Below are 14,491 nucleotides of genomic sequence, written 5' to 3'. Positions count from 1 at the left end.
CAACAGGAACACACCATGAAGATCCTGCAGCCGCCCGACTGGGCACCCCCGCGTGGCTACGCCAACGGCACCATGACCGAAATGCAGGTGGGCAGCCGCCTGCTCTTTGTCGGCGGCCAGATCGGCTGGACCGGTAAATGTGAATTCGAGACCGACGACTTCGGCCTGCAGGTGGCGCAGGCGCTGCGCAATGTGGTTGCCGTGCTGGCGGCCGGCGACGCGCGGCCGGAGCATATCGTGCGCATGACCTGGTATGTGAAGGACAAGGCGGAATACGTCGGTGCCTACCGGGCGATCGGCGAACATTACCGGGCCATCATCGGCCGCCACTTCCCGGCGATGACGGCGGTCGAGGTCGCGGACCTGGTGGAGCCGCGCGCCAAGGTGGAAATCGAGGTCACGGCGGTCGTGCCGCCGCAGGCGTAACGCAGCTGGCGCAGGGCGGCGCGGCCGCCTGCCGCGCGCAAGTCCTTGAAAACTTGAGAAATTGGGTGGCGCGGGATATAATTCGAAAGTTTCGCTTTCAGAACCCTTCACCCTAGCGCCTACCGCTTTCCACCTTCCGCCGCCCCCATCCGCGCCGCCTTTGCCGTCCGCACTTGATGTGATGCAAAGAGCATGTCGCGACCGGATCCGACCGCATCGGCGCAATGCCGCTGCCGCCGTCACGGATCCGGCCTGGGAGGCACGAGGCGTCGATTGGTCGGTCACGGGGTGAGTCCAGCAGGAGCCTACCCGTGTTACCGTCTTTTCCGTCCGCCATTCTCGCGCTTGCAGACGGCACGGTCTTTCGTGGCTATTCCATTGGCGCTTCCGGCCATACCATCGGTGAAGTGGTGTTCAACACCGCCATCACCGGCTACCAGGAAATCCTCACCGACCCGAGTTACTCGCGGCAGATCGTCACGCTGACGTATCCGCATATCGGTAACTACGGGGTCAACCCTGAGGATGTCGAAGCCACGAAAGTCCATGCCGCCGGCCTGATCATCAAGGATCTGCCGATCCTGGCCTCCAACTTCCGCAAGGAACACACCCTTGGCCACTACCTGAAGCAGGAAAAGGTGGTGGCCATCGCCGGCATCGATACGCGCAAGCTGACGCGTATCCTGCGCGAGAAGGGCGCCCAGAACGGCTGCATCCTGGCCGGCGAGGACAATGTCCAGAAGGCCATCGACCTGGCCCGCTCGTTCCCCGGCCTGACCGGCATGGACCTGGCCAAGGTGGTTTCGGTCAAGGAACCGTACCAGTGGACCCAGTCCGAATGGAAGCTGGGCGAAGGCTACGGCAAGCAGGACCAGCCGCAGTTCCACGTGGTCGCCTATGACTACGGCGTCAAGTACAACATCCTGCGCATGCTGGCCGAGCGCGGCTGCAAGGTCACGGTGCTGCCCGCCCAGGCAAGTGCCGCCGACGCGCTGGCGCTGAATCCGGACGGCGTGTTCCTGTCCAACGGCCCCGGCGACCCCGAGCCGTGCGACTACGCCATCGCCGCCACGCGCGAGTTCATCGAACGCGGCATCCCGACCTTCGGCATCTGCCTGGGTCACCAGATCATGGCCCTGGCCGTTGGCGCCAAGACCCTGAAGATGAAGTTCGGCCACCACGGCGCCAACCATCCGGTCAAGGACCTGGACGACGGCCGCGTGGTGATCACGTCGCAGAACCACGGCTTCGCGGTCGACGCCGACACGCTGCCGTCGAACGTGCGCGTCACGCACAAGTCGCTGTTCGACGGTTCGCTGCAGGGTTTCGCGCTGACCGACAAGCCGGCGTTCTGCTTCCAGGGCCACCCGGAAGCATCGCCCGGCCCGAACGACGTGGCCTACCTGTTCGACCGCTTTATCCAGCTGATGACCGACGCGCGCAAGTAAGCGCAGCCGGGAACAGCGCAGACACAGGGACATCCCATGAACGCCTTCATGCATACCGCCTTCGGCATCACCGATTTCTGGACCTACGTGCTGGGCACGATCTTCATCGTGCTGCTGCCGGGGCCGAACTCGATGTATGTGCTGTCGGTGGCGGCGCAGCGCGGCGTGCGCGCCGGCTACAAGGGCGCGTGCGGGGTGTTCCTGGGCGACTTCGTGCTGATGGTGCTGTCGGCGGCGGGCGTGGCCTCGCTGCTCAAGGCCAGCCCGGCGCTGTTCTACGTGGTGAAGTACATCGGCGCGGCCTACCTGGCGTGGATTGGATTCAACATGCTGCGCGGCGCGCTGCGCAACTGGGCAGCGCGCGGCGAAGCCGCGCCTGCCACGGCGAGCGCGCCCGCACCCGCACCCGACCAGTCCAACCCGTTCCGCAAGGCGCTGCTGATCAGCCTGCTGAACCCGAAGGCCATCCTGTTCTTCATCTCGTTCTTCATCCAGTTCGTCGACCCGGCCTTTGCGTACCCGGTGCTGTCGTTCGGTGTGCTGGGGCTGGTGTGCCAGATCTGCAGCTTTGCCTACCTGACCACGATCATCTTCGTGGGCGCGAAGCTGGCCGAAGCGTTCCGGCGCCGCCGCCGGCTGTCGGCCGGCATGTCCAGCGGGGTAGGCGCGATGTTCATCGGCTTCGGCGCCAAGCTGGCGACGGCCACGATGAACTGAGCCAGACGATATTTTGAATCCGGAAGGATTCCCTGATTACCGGCGCGGTCCGCAGGCAAGGCGGACCGGCCCATAAAGAGAGCGTGCAATGCCAAAACGCACAGACATCAAGAGCATCCTGATCATCGGCGCGGGCCCCATCATCATCGGCCAGGCGTGCGAGTTCGACTACTCCGGCGCCCAGGCCTGCAAGGCGCTGCGCGAGGAAGGCTTCAAGGTCATCCTGGTCAACTCCAACCCGGCGACCATCATGACCGATCCCAACACGGCCGATGTGACCTACATCGAGCCGATCACCTGGGAAGTGGTCGAGCGCATCATCGAGAAGGAGCGTCCTGATGCGATCCTGCCGACCATGGGCGGCCAGACCGCGCTGAACTGCGCGCTGGACCTGCATCGCCATGGCGTGCTGGACAAGTACAAGGTGGAACTGATCGGCGCCTCGCCCGAAGCCATCGACAAGGCCGAGGACCGCCAGAAGTTCAAGGACGCGATGACCAAGATCGGTCTGGGTTCGGCCAAGTCGGGCATCGCCCACTCGATGGACGAAGCCATGGCCGTGCAGTCGCGCATTGCCCAGGAAACCGGCAGCGGCGGCTACCCGATCGTGATCCGCCCGTCGTTCACGCTGGGCGGCAGCGGCGGCGGCATTGCCTACAACCGCGAAGAATTCGAAGAGATCTGCAAGCGCGGCCTGGACCTGTCGCCGACGCGCGAGCTGCTGATCGAAGAATCGCTGCTGGGCTGGAAAGAGTATGAGATGGAAGTGGTCCGCGACAAGAAGGACAACTGCATCATCATCTGCTCGATCGAGAACCTGGACCCGATGGGCATCCACACCGGCGACTCGATCACCGTGGCCCCGGCCCAGACCCTGACCGACAAGGAATACCAGATCCTGCGCAACGCCTCGCTGGCCGTGCTGCGCGAGATCGGCGTCGATACCGGCGGCTCCAACGTGCAGTTCTCGATCAACCCGAAGGACGGTCGCATGATCGTCATCGAGATGAACCCGCGCGTGTCGCGTTCGTCGGCGCTGGCGTCCAAGGCCACCGGCTTCCCGATCGCCAAGGTCGCGGCCAAGCTGGCCGTGGGCTACACGCTGGACGAACTCAAGAACGAAATCACCGGCGGCGCGACCCCGGCCTCGTTCGAGCCGTCGATCGACTACGTGGTCACCAAGGTGCCGCGCTTCGCCTTCGAGAAATTCCCGCAGGCCGACAGCCACCTGACCACCCAGATGAAGTCGGTGGGCGAGGTGATGGCCATGGGCCGCACCTTCCAGGAATCGTTCCAGAAGGCCCTGCGCGGCCTGGAAGTGGGCGTCGACGGCCTGGACGAAAAGTCGTCGGACCGCGATGAGGTGGTCGAGGAAATCGGCGAAGCCGGCCCCGACCGCATCTGGTACGTGGGCGACGCGTTCCGCCTGGGCATGTCGCTGGAAGAGGTCCATGCCGAGACCGACATCGACCCCTGGTTCCTGGCCCAGATCGAAGACATCGTCAAGACTGAAGGCCTGGTCAAGTCGCGCACGCTGGACAGCCTGTCGACCGCCGAGCTGCGCTACCTGAAGCAGAAGGGCTTCTCGGACCGCCGCCTGGCCAAACTGCTGAAGACCGATGCCAAGGCGGTGCGCGAGGCGCGCATCGCCCAGAACGTGCGCCCGGTCTACAAGCGCGTGGACACCTGCGCGGCCGAGTTCGCCACCAACACCGCCTACATGTACTCGACCTACGAGGCCGAGCATGGCGAGTGCGAGGCGCAGCCGACCGACAAGAAGAAGATCATGGTGCTGGGCGGCGGCCCGAACCGGATCGGCCAGGGCATCGAGTTCGACTACTGCTGCGTGCACGCCGCGCTGGCGCTGCGCGAAGACGGGTACGAGACCATCATGGTCAACTGCAACCCGGAAACCGTGTCGACCGACTATGACACCTCGGACCGCCTGTACTTCGAGCCGCTGACGCTGGAAGACGTGCTGGAAATCGTCGACAAGGAAAAGCCGGTCGGCGTGATCGTGCAGTACGGCGGCCAGACCCCGCTGAAGCTGGCGCTGGACCTGGAAGCCAACGGCGTGCCCATCATCGGCACCAGCCCCGACATGATCGACGCGGCCGAAGACCGCGAGCGCTTCCAGAAGCTGCTGCAGGAGCTGGGCCTGCGCCAGCCGCCCAACCGCACCGCGCGTGCCGAGGACGAAGCGCTGCGCCTGGCCGAAGAGATCGGCTACCCGCTGGTGGTGCGCCCGTCGTACGTGCTGGGCGGCCGCGCCATGGAAATCGTGCATGAGCCGCGCGACCTCGAGCGCTACATGCGCGAGGCCGTCAAGGTGTCGAATGATTCCCCGGTGCTGCTGGACCGCTTCCTGAACGACGCCATCGAGTGCGACGTCGACGCACTCTGCGACGGCAAGCGCGTGTTTATCGGCGGCGTGATGGAACACATCGAACAGGCCGGCGTGCACTCGGGCGACTCCGCCTGCTCGCTGCCGCCGTACTCGCTGTCGGCCGAGACCGTCGCCGAACTGAAGCGCCAGACCGCCGCGATGGCCCGCGCCCTGAACGTGATCGGCCTGATGAACGTGCAGTTCGCGATCCAGCAGAGCAACGGCGTCGACACCGTCTACGTGCTGGAAGTGAACCCGCGCGCCTCGCGTACCGTGCCGTACGTGTCCAAGGCCACCGGCATGCAGCTGGCCAAGATCGCCGCGCGCTGCATGGCCGGCCAGTCGCTGGACGAGCAGGGCATCGGCGAAGAGGTCATCCCGCCGTACTACAGCGTCAAGGAAGCGGTGTTCCCGTTCAACAAGTTCCCGGGCGTCGATCCGGTCCTCGGACCTGAAATGCGTTCGACCGGCGAAGTGATGGGCGTGGGCAAGGCCTTCGGCGAGGCGCTGTTCAAGAGCCAGCTGGCCGCGGGTTCGCGCCTGCCCGAGAAGGGCACCGTGCTGATCACCGTGAAGGACAGCGACAAGCCGCGCGCCGTCGGCGTGGCCCGCATGCTGCACGACATGGGCTACCCGATCGTTGCCACCCGCGGCACCGCCTCGGCCATCGAGGCCGCCGGCATCCCGGTCAGGGTGGTCAACAAGGTCAAGGACGGCCGTCCGCATATCGTGGACATGATCAAGAACGGCGAACTGGCGCTGGTGTTCACCACCGTGGACGAGACCCGCACCGCGATTGCCGATTCGCGCTCGATCCGTACCTCGGCGCTGGCCAACCGCATTCCTTACTACACCACCATCGCCGGCGCCCGCGCCGCGGTGGAAGGCCTGAAGCACATGCAGAGCCTGGAGGTCTACGACCTGCAAAGCCTGCACGCTTCGCTGGCCTGACGTCCGCAAGGTAAGGCGAAAGCACATTGCAAAAGGCCGGGCGCACTGTGCCCGGCCACCCCAGGAAGCCCGCCGGAGTTGCTGCCGGCGGGCTTCCTGGCCTAAACTACGTCAAATTCGTCGATCGATGCGGCGTGCCCGCATTCGGTCCTGTCTGAAAGCCGCGGTTGAGCGGAAGTGCCCTGGCGGGGTTTGCCAGGGATGGCTCCAGCTCCGCTGCGGCTCATTTTTTTGTTGAACGAAGACATGAGCACCATTCCGATTACCAAGCGTGGCGCAGAGCTCCTGAAGGAGGAGCTGCAGCGCCTGAAGGCTGTCGAGCGTCCGGCGGTGATCAATGCGATCTCGGAAGCCCGCGCGCAAGGCGACCTGTCTGAAAACGCCGAATACGACGCCGCCAAGGAAAAGCAGGCCTTTATCGAAGGCCGCATCCTGGAAGTGGAGGCCAAGCTGTCGGCCGCGCAGGTCATCGACCCGACCCAGCTGGATACCGACGGCCGCATCGTCTTTGGCGCCACCGTGGACCTGGAAGACCTGGAGTCTGGCAGTCCCGTCAGCTACCAGATCGTGGGCGATGACGAGGCCGATATCGACATCGGCAAGATCTCGGTCAGCTCGCCGATCGCGCGCGCGCTGATCGGCAAGTTCGAAGGCGACGTCGCGACCGTGCTGGCCCCTGGCGGCGAGCGCGAGTACGAAGTCATTACCGTACGCTATATCTGACGCCGGCGCGGCCGGCAGGCGTGGCGCCTGGCCCGGCCACCGGAAAGACCGGCTCGTGTTCTCCAGTTCCTATAACAATCTGCCGCCGCTGCCGCACCGCATCTTCCTGTTGCTGACGGTGGTGTGGGCGGGCAGCCTGTGGACCGTCGGCTACATGGTGGCGCCGACGCTGTTTTCCGTGCTGCCCAGCCGCGAGACGGCGGGCATGATCGCCGGGCACCTGTTCCATACCGAAGCCATCACCGGCGTCACCATCGGCGTGCTGCAGCTGGTGCTGTGCAACGTGATGATCCGGCGCGGCGCCCATCGCTACCGTGGCCTGCGCTGGCTGGTGCTGGGCATGCTGTGCTGCGTGCTGGCGGGTTACTTCGGCACCCAGCCGTTCATGGCCGGCCTGAAGGAAAAGGCGCTGGCGCTGGGCGTCGGCGTTTCCGAATCGCCTTACAAGGGGCAGTTCGGCATGCTGCACGGCGTGTCGAGCGCCTTCTACCTGCTACAGAGCCTGCTGGCACTGGCGCTGGTGTGGCGCGCTTCGGCGCCGCGTTCGGCCGGGGAGTGAGTCCGGTCGCCGGCGCCGCCACAGGCGTGGCGTGCCGGCATCGGGGGCGCCTGGCGGCGGCCCCTTTATGCTTCAGCTGGCAGCGTTCAGCCCAGCGCCTTCTTCTTCTGGCTGGTCGGGCGGGCGCGCGAGCGCTTCACATTGCCGCCGGCGGTGACGCGCTCGTTGCCAAGCACTGTGACTTCCTTGCGGGTCGGGCGGCGGTTCGGCGCGGCGCTGGGCTTCTTCACTGTCACCGTGCGCGGGGCGGCGCCGCCGCGGCGGGCGGGGGTGTGGCGGCCGAGGTCTTCCGCCTGGTTTTCCTTCAGGCGGGCTTCGCCCGGGCGCCAGACCACCAGCAGCTTGCCGATATGCTGGATCGGCGCGGCGCTGAGCTGGTCGCAGATTTCTTCGTAGATGGCGATGCGCGCTTCGCGGTCGTCGCCGAACACGCGGATCTTGATCAGGTCGTGGGCAGCCAGGCTGCGGTCGATCTCGGCCAGCACGGCACGGGTCAGGCCTTCGGCGCCGACCATCACGACCGGGTTCAGGGCATGGGCACGGGAGCGCAGGTCAGAGCGCTGGGCAGGGACTAGTTGTAGAGCGGGCATAGGTTGGCGCTGGTATTAGGCGCTTGAAATAGTGATAGAGCGCTGGGCGCTGGAAAATCGGGCGCTGCAGCCCGCGCCGGTCGTGACACGGCGGGTCGGGCAAAAACAGGCTGCCGACGGCCGCCGGAGGCGGCAAGCCGGTGGCCGATCAAGGCGCGCCGGCGGTCGGGATGCGGATTGGCGCGTATTATCCGTCAATCCGGCACTGTCGGGCAGCAAAATCATCAAAACAGTAGGAAAACCTTCGTGCGCGGCACTGAGCGGCGGGCGGGGGCAGGGAACAGGCTGGTATCTGGCATGGCAAAAAACAAGTTCAATCATTCGTGGCTGCACGACCACATCAACGATCCGTACGTGAAAATGGCGCAGCGCGAGGGCTATCGCGCCCGCGCGGCCTACAAGCTCAAGGAGATCGACGAGCAGGACAAGCTGATCCGCCCGGGCCAGGTGATCGTGGACCTGGGCGCGGCACCGGGCAGCTGGAGCCAGTACGCCCGCAACAAGCTGGCGGACTCGCCCCGGGCCAAGGACGGGAGGATCGACGGCGCCGTGGTGGCGATCGACCTGCTACCGATGGAGCCTGTCGCCGACGTCACTTTCATCCAGGGTGATTTCCGTGAGGAATCGGTGTTCCGCGAGCTGGAAAGTGTGGTGCTGGACGCGTCCGGCGGCAACAAGATCGATCTTGTTTTGTCCGACATGGCCCCCAACTTGTCCGGTGTAGCCTTCGCCGATGCAGCGCGGATCGAGTACCTGTGCGACCTGGCGCTGGAATTTGCGCAGGCCCACCTTAAGCCCGAGGGAGCATTGCTGGTAAAGTGTTTCCACGGGAGCGGCTACAGCCAGATCGTGGAAAAGTTCAAACGGCACTTCAAAGTGGTCGCGAAGCGCAAGCCCAAGGCGTCGCGCGACAAGTCTTCCGAGACCTTTATCCTTGGGCGCTACCTCAAGGCGGTGGATTGACCGATCTCGATATAAGCCAGGGCGGAAGCGGAAATGTAGGGGAAAGTGCCCCCACCCGGTGCTATCGGCATCATAGTTTCTCTGTTTCCCCTCGAGGGCGGGCACTGCATTACAATGCAGCTATCCGTTGGCAAGGCAATTGCAAAGGAGTTCGGCCTTGAATAACAACCTGTTTCAAAAGGCGGCAATCTGGCTCGTGATCGCGCTGGTGTTGTTTACCGTCTTCAAGCAGTTCGACAAGCCCCGTGCGCAGGACAGCGTCACCTATTCGCAGTTCATGGATGACGCCAAGAACGGCAAGGTGTCGCGTGTCGACGTGCAGGGCCGCAACCTGGTGGTCTCGCCCAAGGAAGGCGCCAAGTACACCATCATCTCGCCGGGCGACATCTGGATGGTCGGCGACCTGATGAAGTACGGTGTCCAGGTGACCGGCAAGGCGGACGACGAACCCAACGTGCTGGTCCAGGCCCTGTATTACCTCGGACCGACCCTGCTGATCATCGTGTTCTGGTTCTACATGATGCGCCAGATGCAGGGGGGCGGAAAAGGCGGCGCTTTCTCATTTGGCAAGTCGCGTGCGCGCCTGATCGACGAGAACCAGAACGCCGTCACGTTCCAGGACGTGGCCGGCTGCGACGAGTCCAAGGAAGAAGTGGTCGAGCTGGTCGACTTCCTCAAGGACCCGCAGAAATTCCAGAAGCTGGGCGGGCGCATTCCGCGCGGCGTGCTGCTGGTCGGCCCTCCGGGTACCGGCAAGACGCTGCTGGCGCGTGCCATCGCCGGCGAGGCCAAGGTGCCGTTCTTCAGCATCTCGGGCTCCGACTTCGTCGAAATGTTCGTTGGCGTGGGCGCGGCCCGCGTGCGCGATATGTTCGAGAACGCCAAGAAGCAGGCCCCCTGCATCGTGTTCATCGATGAAATCGACGCGGTCGGCCGCCATCGTGGCGCCGGCATGGGCGGCGGCAACGACGAGCGCGAGCAGACCCTGAACCAGATGCTGGTCGAGATGGACGGCTTCGAGGCCAACTCGGGCGTGATCGTGATCGCCGCGACCAACCGTGCCGACGTGCTGGACAAGGCGCTGCTGCGTCCGGGCCGCTTCGACCGCCAGGTCTACGTGGGCCTGCCGGACATCCGCGGCCGCGAGCAGATCCTGAAGGTCCATATGCGCAAGGTGCCGATCGGCAACGATGTCGACGCCTCGATCATCGCGCGCGGCACCCCGGGCTTCTCGGGCGCCGACCTGGCCAACCTGGTCAACGAGGCCGCGCTGTTTGCCGCCCGCCGCAGCAAGCGCGTGGTCGACATGCAGGACTTCGAGGACGCCAAGGACAAGATCTACATGGGTCCGGAGCGCAAGTCGACGGTCATGCGCGAGGAAGAGCGCCGGGCCACGGCTTACCACGAGTCGGGCCATGCGGTGGTGGCCAAGCTGCTGCCCAAGGCCGACCCGGTGCACAAGGTCACTATCATGCCGCGTGGCTGGGCCCTGGGCGTGACCTGGCAGTTGCCGGAGCATGACAAGTATTCGAAGTACAAGGACAGCATGCTGGAAGAGGTTGCCATCCTCTTCGGCGGCCGCGCGGCGGAAGAGGTCTTCCTCAATGCCATGAGCACGGGCGCTTCCAACGACTTCGAGCGCGCCACCAAGATCGCCCGCGACATGGTGACCCGCTTCGGCATGAGCGATTCGCTGGGTGCCATGGTGTACGTGGATACCGAGCAGGACGGCATGTTCGGCAAGCTGTCGTCGAAGACCGTGTCGGAAGCCACGCAGCAGAAGGTCGACGCCGAGATCCGCCGCATCATCGACGAGCAATATGCGCTGGCCAAGCGCCTGCTCGAAGAGAACCGCGACAAGGTCGAAGCCATGACCAACGCGCTGATGGAATGGGAAACCATCGATGCCGACCAGGTCAACGACATCATGGCCGGCAAGCCGCCGCGCCCGCCGCGCAGCGCGTCGGGCCAGAACGGCGGCGGCAGCACGCCTTCGGGCGGCTCGCCGGTGGCGCCGACCAACGCGCCCGCGACAGCCTGATCCTGCGCTCGTCCCACTGACGACGCTGTCATGATGGCTGAGTAGTATCTGTCCCTGAAGCCGGTGCCTGGTGCACCGGCTTTTCCTTTTGCGCGGCACCTTCGTGCCCGGATTGATTCAGGCATTCCTACCTTGCAGCAGACTTCTCAGACCCGGTATTTCCAGTGCGGCCGTTTCCGCTTTGCCCTGGACCAGCGCCCGCTGGTGATGGGCATTCTCAACGTCACGCCCGATTCTTTCTCCGACGGCGGCCAGCACGCCAGCCGCGACGCCGCGCTGCGCCATGCCGAGCAGATGATCGCCGAGGGCGTGGACATCGTCGACATTGGCGGCGAATCGAGCCGGCCGGGTTCGGCGGCGCTGCCGCTGGAAGAGGAACTGGCGCGCGTGATCCCGGTCGTGGAAGCGCTGCGCGACTGCGGCAAGCCGCTGTCGATCGATACCTACAAGCCCGAGGTCATGCGCGCGGCGCTTGCGGCGGGAGCCGATCTCATCAACGATATCTGGGGGTTTCGCATGCCGGGCGCGGTCGAGGCCGTGGCGGCGGGGCAGGCGGGCCTGTGCGTGATGCATATGCAGCGCGACCCGCAGACCATGCAGGAGGACCCGCACTACGACGACGTGGTCGCCGAAGTGGCGCAGTTCCTGGCCGAACGCATCGATGTGCTGCGCGCTGCCGGCATCGACGCCAATCGGATATCCCTCGATCCGGGGTTTGGCTTCGGCAAGACGCCGGATCATAATCTGCGCCTGCTCGGACAATTGCCGCGGCTGGCGCTGGAGGGCCTGCCGGTGCTGGCGGGCATCTCGCGCAAATCGACGCTGGGCGCGGTCCTCGGCGGGCGGCCGCCGCAGCGGCGCATCGCCGCCAGCATCGCCGCGGCGGTCTGTGCGGTGGAGCGCGGCGCGTTCATTGTCCGTGTGCACGACGTGGAGCAGACCGTGGATGCAGTGAAGACCTGGTGGGCCGTGCGCAACGAATCCGTCGGTATCGGCTGAGCCGCTTGCGGGCACGGCCCGGGCAGCACAACGAACACAGAACACAGAACAGAGAGGGAAACAGCGAATGACGCGCAAGTATTTCGGGACAGACGGCGTGCGGGGCAAGGTCGGCGAGGCGCCGATCACGCCGGACTTCGTGATGCGGCTGGGCCATGCCGCCGGCAAGGTGCTGGCCCACGGCGCCAGGACCGGGCAGGGCAAGCCGACCGTGCTGATCGGCAAGGACACGCGTATTTCCGGCTATATGCTGGAAGCCGCGCTGGAAGCCGGCTTCACCTCGGCGGGCGTGCATGTGCTGCTGACCGGCCCGCTGCCGACGCCGGGCATCGCCTACCTGACGCGGGCGCTGCGGCTGTCCGCCGGCGTGGTGATCTCGGCCAGCCACAATCCCTACTATGACAACGGCATCAAGTTCTTCTCGGCCAACGGCGACAAGCTGCCCGACGCGGTCGAGGCGGCGATCGAGGCCGCCATCGACGAGCCGATGGTGTGCGCGCCGTCCGACGACCTGGGCCGCGCCCGCCGCATCGACGATGCCGCCGGTCGTTATATCGAATTCTGCAAAAGCACCTTCCCGTATGAACAGGACCTGCATGGCCTGAAACTGGTGGTCGACTGCGCTCACGGCGCGGCCTATCACATCGCGCCGCCGGTGTTCCATGAACTGGGCGCCGACGTGGTGGCGATCGGCAACCAGCCGGACGGCCGCAATATCAACGCCGGCTACGGCGCCACTGCGCCGCAGAAGCTGATCGAGGCGGTCAAGGCCAATGGCGCCGACCTGGGCCTGGCCTTTGACGGCGATGCCGACCGCCTGCAGGTGGTGGATGCGGATGGCCGCCTCTACAACGGCGACGAACTCCTGTATCTGATCGTGCGCGACCGCCAGGCCGCCGGCCATGTGGTGCCGGGTGCCGTGGGCACACTGATGACCAATATGGCGGTGGAACTGGCGCTCAAGCGCGAGGGCGTGGAATTTGTGCGGGCCAAAGTGGGCGACCGCTATGTGCTGGAAGAACTGAACAAGCGCCACTGGACGTTGGGCGGCGAGGGCTCCGGCCACTTGCTGTGCCTGGACCGCCACAGCACTGGCGACGGCATCGTGTCGGCGCTGCAGGTGCTGGGCGCGCTGCGCCGCAGTGGCAAGACGCTGGCGCAGCTGCTCGACGGCGTGAAGCTGTTCCCGCAGACGCTGATCAATGTGCGGGTGCAGAAGGGCTTCGACTGGCAGACCCATGCCGGCCTGCAGGCGGCACGCGCGGCGGTAGAGCCGGAACTGGAAGGCCGCGGCCGGGTGCTGATCCGTGCCTCCGGCACCGAGCCGGTGGTGCGTGTGATGGTCGAGGCGGAACAGGCCGAGATGGCCGAGCGCGCGGCCAGGACGCTGGCGAACGCGCTGGGCGCCTGATACGTCCCACCCTTGTCAGAAACGCCGGGTTTGTCCCGGCGTTTTTTTGCTCACTAACGCAATTAACCGCCGTCATATTGCGCCGGCATGACAACCGCATGGCAACGGCGAACCCTTGCTGGGGGCGGCTTTCAAGAAGATTTGAAGATGTCACGGAATTGTCATATAGGGAGCATAGAGTTCGTCTTGTCAAAAATTTGTCATTCCCAACCAATGTTCTCTGGAGGACATATGAAGCTGGTCAAGACTGCCGTGGCAGGCATCGTTTCGATGGTGGTGGCGGGTACTGCGTTCGCGGCGGAAATTACCGGTGCAGGCGCTTCTTTCCCGGCGCCGGTGTATTCCAAGTGGGCCGACGCATACCAAAAAGCAACGGGTAACAAGGTCAACTATCAATCCATCGGCTCGTCGGGCGGGATCAAGCAGATCGGCGCCAAGACGGTTGATTTTGGTGCCTCGGACGCGCCGCTGAAGGACGAAGACCTGAACAAGCAGGGCCTGGTCCAGTTCCCGACCGTGATCGGCGGCGTGGTGCCGGTGATCAACCTGCAGGGTGTGAAGCCGGGCGAGCTGACCATCACGGGCGAAGTGCTGGCCAACATCTACCTGGGCAAGATCAAGAAGTGGGATGACCCCGCGATCAAGGCGCTGAACCCGCACGCCAAGCTGCCGAGCCAGGACATCCTGCCGGTGCGCCGTGCCGACGGTTCGGGCACGACCTTCATCTTCACCAACTACCTGTCCAAGGTCAGCCCGGACTGGAAGAACTCGGTGGGCGAGGGCACCACGGTCAACTGGCCGGGCGGCGGCACTGGCGGCAAGGGCAATGAAGGCGTGGCCGCCTTCGTGCAGCGCCTGAACGGCGCCATCGGCTACGTCGAGTACGCCTACGCCAAGCAGAACAAGATGACCCACCTGAACATGAAGAACGCTTCGGGGGCCGTGGTGCAGCCGGGCGATGACGCCTTCAAGGCCGCTGCCGCCGGTGCGGACTGGAGCAAGAGCTACTACCAGATCCTGACCAACCAGCCGGGCAAGACCGCATGGCCGATCGCCGGTGCCACCTTCATCCTGGTCCACAAGCACCAGGAAAAGGCCGCGCAGGGTGCCGAAGTGCTGAAGTTCTTCGACTGGGCCTACAAGAGCGGCGCCAACATGGCCGCCGACCTGGACTATGTGCCGCTGCCGGAAAACGTTGTGAACCAGATCCGTTCGACCTGGAAGACCAGCGTCAAGGACGCCTCGGGCAAGGCGCTGTACTGATCTGACGGTATCGC

Annotated in this window: 12 protein-coding genes; 11 read left to right on the top strand and 1 reads right to left on the bottom strand. The window is 65.1% G+C overall.

The annotated features are described in order from the left end of the window. Positions 1-15 precede the first annotated feature (15 nt). The 6 genes from ACREYQ_RS10400 (at position 16) to ACREYQ_RS10375 (ending at position 7,210) form a co-directional block, all read left to right on the top strand. On the top strand, positions 16-426 hold the full coding sequence (locus ACREYQ_RS10400; RefSeq protein ID WP_078197003.1) for a RidA family protein: 411 nt from the start codon (positions 16-18) through the stop codon (positions 424-426). A 311-nt stretch (positions 427-737) separates the two neighbouring features. Continuing rightward, on the top strand, positions 738-1,874 hold the full coding sequence (gene carA / locus ACREYQ_RS10395; RefSeq protein ID WP_432257541.1) for a glutamine-hydrolyzing carbamoyl-phosphate synthase small subunit: 1,137 nt from the start codon (positions 738-740) through the stop codon (positions 1,872-1,874). A gap of 36 nt (positions 1,875-1,910) precedes the next feature. Further along, positions 1,911-2,591 (top strand): leucine efflux protein LeuE, encoded by a 681-nt coding sequence (gene leuE / locus ACREYQ_RS10390; RefSeq protein ID WP_432257540.1) that lies wholly within the window; start codon positions 1,911-1,913, stop codon positions 2,589-2,591. An 88-nt stretch (positions 2,592-2,679) separates the two neighbouring features. Next, a complete protein-coding gene (carB, locus tag ACREYQ_RS10385; protein ID WP_432257539.1) occupies positions 2,680-5,928 on the top strand; it encodes a carbamoyl-phosphate synthase large subunit in 3,249 nt (1,082 codons plus the stop codon). Positions 5,929-6,174: 246 nt separating this feature from the next. Then, positions 6,175-6,651: a transcription elongation factor GreA gene (greA, locus tag ACREYQ_RS10380; protein WP_316150524.1), complete on the top strand. Its 477-nt coding sequence runs from the start codon at positions 6,175-6,177 to the stop codon at positions 6,649-6,651. A gap of 55 nt (positions 6,652-6,706) precedes the next feature. Next, the gene (locus tag ACREYQ_RS10375) at positions 6,707-7,210 is read left to right on the top strand and encodes a DUF4149 domain-containing protein (RefSeq protein WP_432257538.1); all 504 of its coding nucleotides are present in this window, start codon (positions 6,707-6,709) and stop codon (positions 7,208-7,210) included. Between the two features lie 86 nt (positions 7,211-7,296). Here ACREYQ_RS10375 and ACREYQ_RS10370 read toward each other — a convergent pair whose 3' ends face one another. Then, on the bottom strand, positions 7,297-7,800 hold the full coding sequence (locus ACREYQ_RS10370; protein ID WP_018007828.1) for a YhbY family RNA-binding protein: 504 nt from the start codon (positions 7,798-7,800) through the stop codon (positions 7,297-7,299). Positions 7,801-8,097: 297 nt separating this feature from the next. Here ACREYQ_RS10370 and ACREYQ_RS10365 point away from each other — a divergent pair, with 297 nt between their 5' ends. The 5 genes from ACREYQ_RS10365 to pstS all read left to right on the top strand — a co-directional run bounded on the left by ACREYQ_RS10365 (position 8,098) and on the right by pstS (position 14,477). Further along, positions 8,098-8,763 carry an RlmE family RNA methyltransferase gene (locus ACREYQ_RS10365; protein WP_010814316.1) on the top strand — a complete coding sequence of 222 codons (666 nt, stop codon included), beginning with the start codon at positions 8,098-8,100 and terminating at the stop codon, positions 8,761-8,763. Positions 8,764-8,920: 157 nt separating this feature from the next. Further along, positions 8,921-10,804, top strand: coding sequence for an ATP-dependent zinc metalloprotease FtsH (gene ftsH / locus ACREYQ_RS10360; RefSeq protein ID WP_432257537.1), 1,884 nt, complete (start codon positions 8,921-8,923; stop codon positions 10,802-10,804). 132 nt (positions 10,805-10,936) lie between these two features. Next, complete coding sequence (gene folP, locus ACREYQ_RS10355) at positions 10,937-11,803, top strand: dihydropteroate synthase (protein WP_432257536.1); 867 nt, start codon at positions 10,937-10,939, stop codon at positions 11,801-11,803. A 67-nt stretch (positions 11,804-11,870) separates the two neighbouring features. Beyond that, on the top strand, positions 11,871-13,214 hold the full coding sequence (gene glmM, locus ACREYQ_RS10350) for a phosphoglucosamine mutase (protein WP_432257535.1): 1,344 nt from the start codon (positions 11,871-11,873) through the stop codon (positions 13,212-13,214). Positions 13,215-13,445: 231 nt separating this feature from the next. Then, positions 13,446-14,477, top strand: coding sequence for a phosphate ABC transporter substrate-binding protein PstS (gene pstS, locus ACREYQ_RS10345; RefSeq protein WP_432257534.1), 1,032 nt, complete (start codon positions 13,446-13,448; stop codon positions 14,475-14,477). Positions 14,478-14,491: the final 14 nt, after the last annotated feature.

Origin of the sequence: Cupriavidus sp. TMH.W2, from assembly GCF_050847365.1 — a bacterium.
Taxonomy (GTDB): Bacteria; Pseudomonadota; Gammaproteobacteria; order Burkholderiales; family Burkholderiaceae; genus Cupriavidus.
The sequence above is the reverse complement of the archived record's forward strand: the minus strand, read 5'-3'. Positions and strand labels throughout refer to the sequence as shown.

Coding starts and splice junctions, on each gene's coding strand:
- greA (WP_316150524.1), top strand. CDS start 6,175: ATGAGCACCATTCCGATTACCAAGCGTGGCGCAGAGCTCCTGAAGGAG.
- leuE (WP_432257540.1), top strand. CDS start 1,911: ATGAACGCCTTCATGCATACCGCCTTCGGCATCACCGATTTCTGGACC.
- glmM (WP_432257535.1), top strand. CDS start 11,871: ATGACGCGCAAGTATTTCGGGACAGACGGCGTGCGGGGCAAGGTCGGC.
- ACREYQ_RS10365 (WP_010814316.1), top strand. CDS start 8,098: ATGGCAAAAAACAAGTTCAATCATTCGTGGCTGCACGACCACATCAAC.
- pstS (WP_432257534.1), top strand. CDS start 13,446: ATGAAGCTGGTCAAGACTGCCGTGGCAGGCATCGTTTCGATGGTGGTG.
- ACREYQ_RS10370 (WP_018007828.1), bottom strand. CDS start 7,800: ATGCCCGCTCTACAACTAGTCCCTGCCCAGCGCTCTGACCTGCGCTCC.
- ACREYQ_RS10400 (WP_078197003.1), top strand. CDS start 16: ATGAAGATCCTGCAGCCGCCCGACTGGGCACCCCCGCGTGGCTACGCC.
- carB (WP_432257539.1), top strand. CDS start 2,680: ATGCCAAAACGCACAGACATCAAGAGCATCCTGATCATCGGCGCGGGC.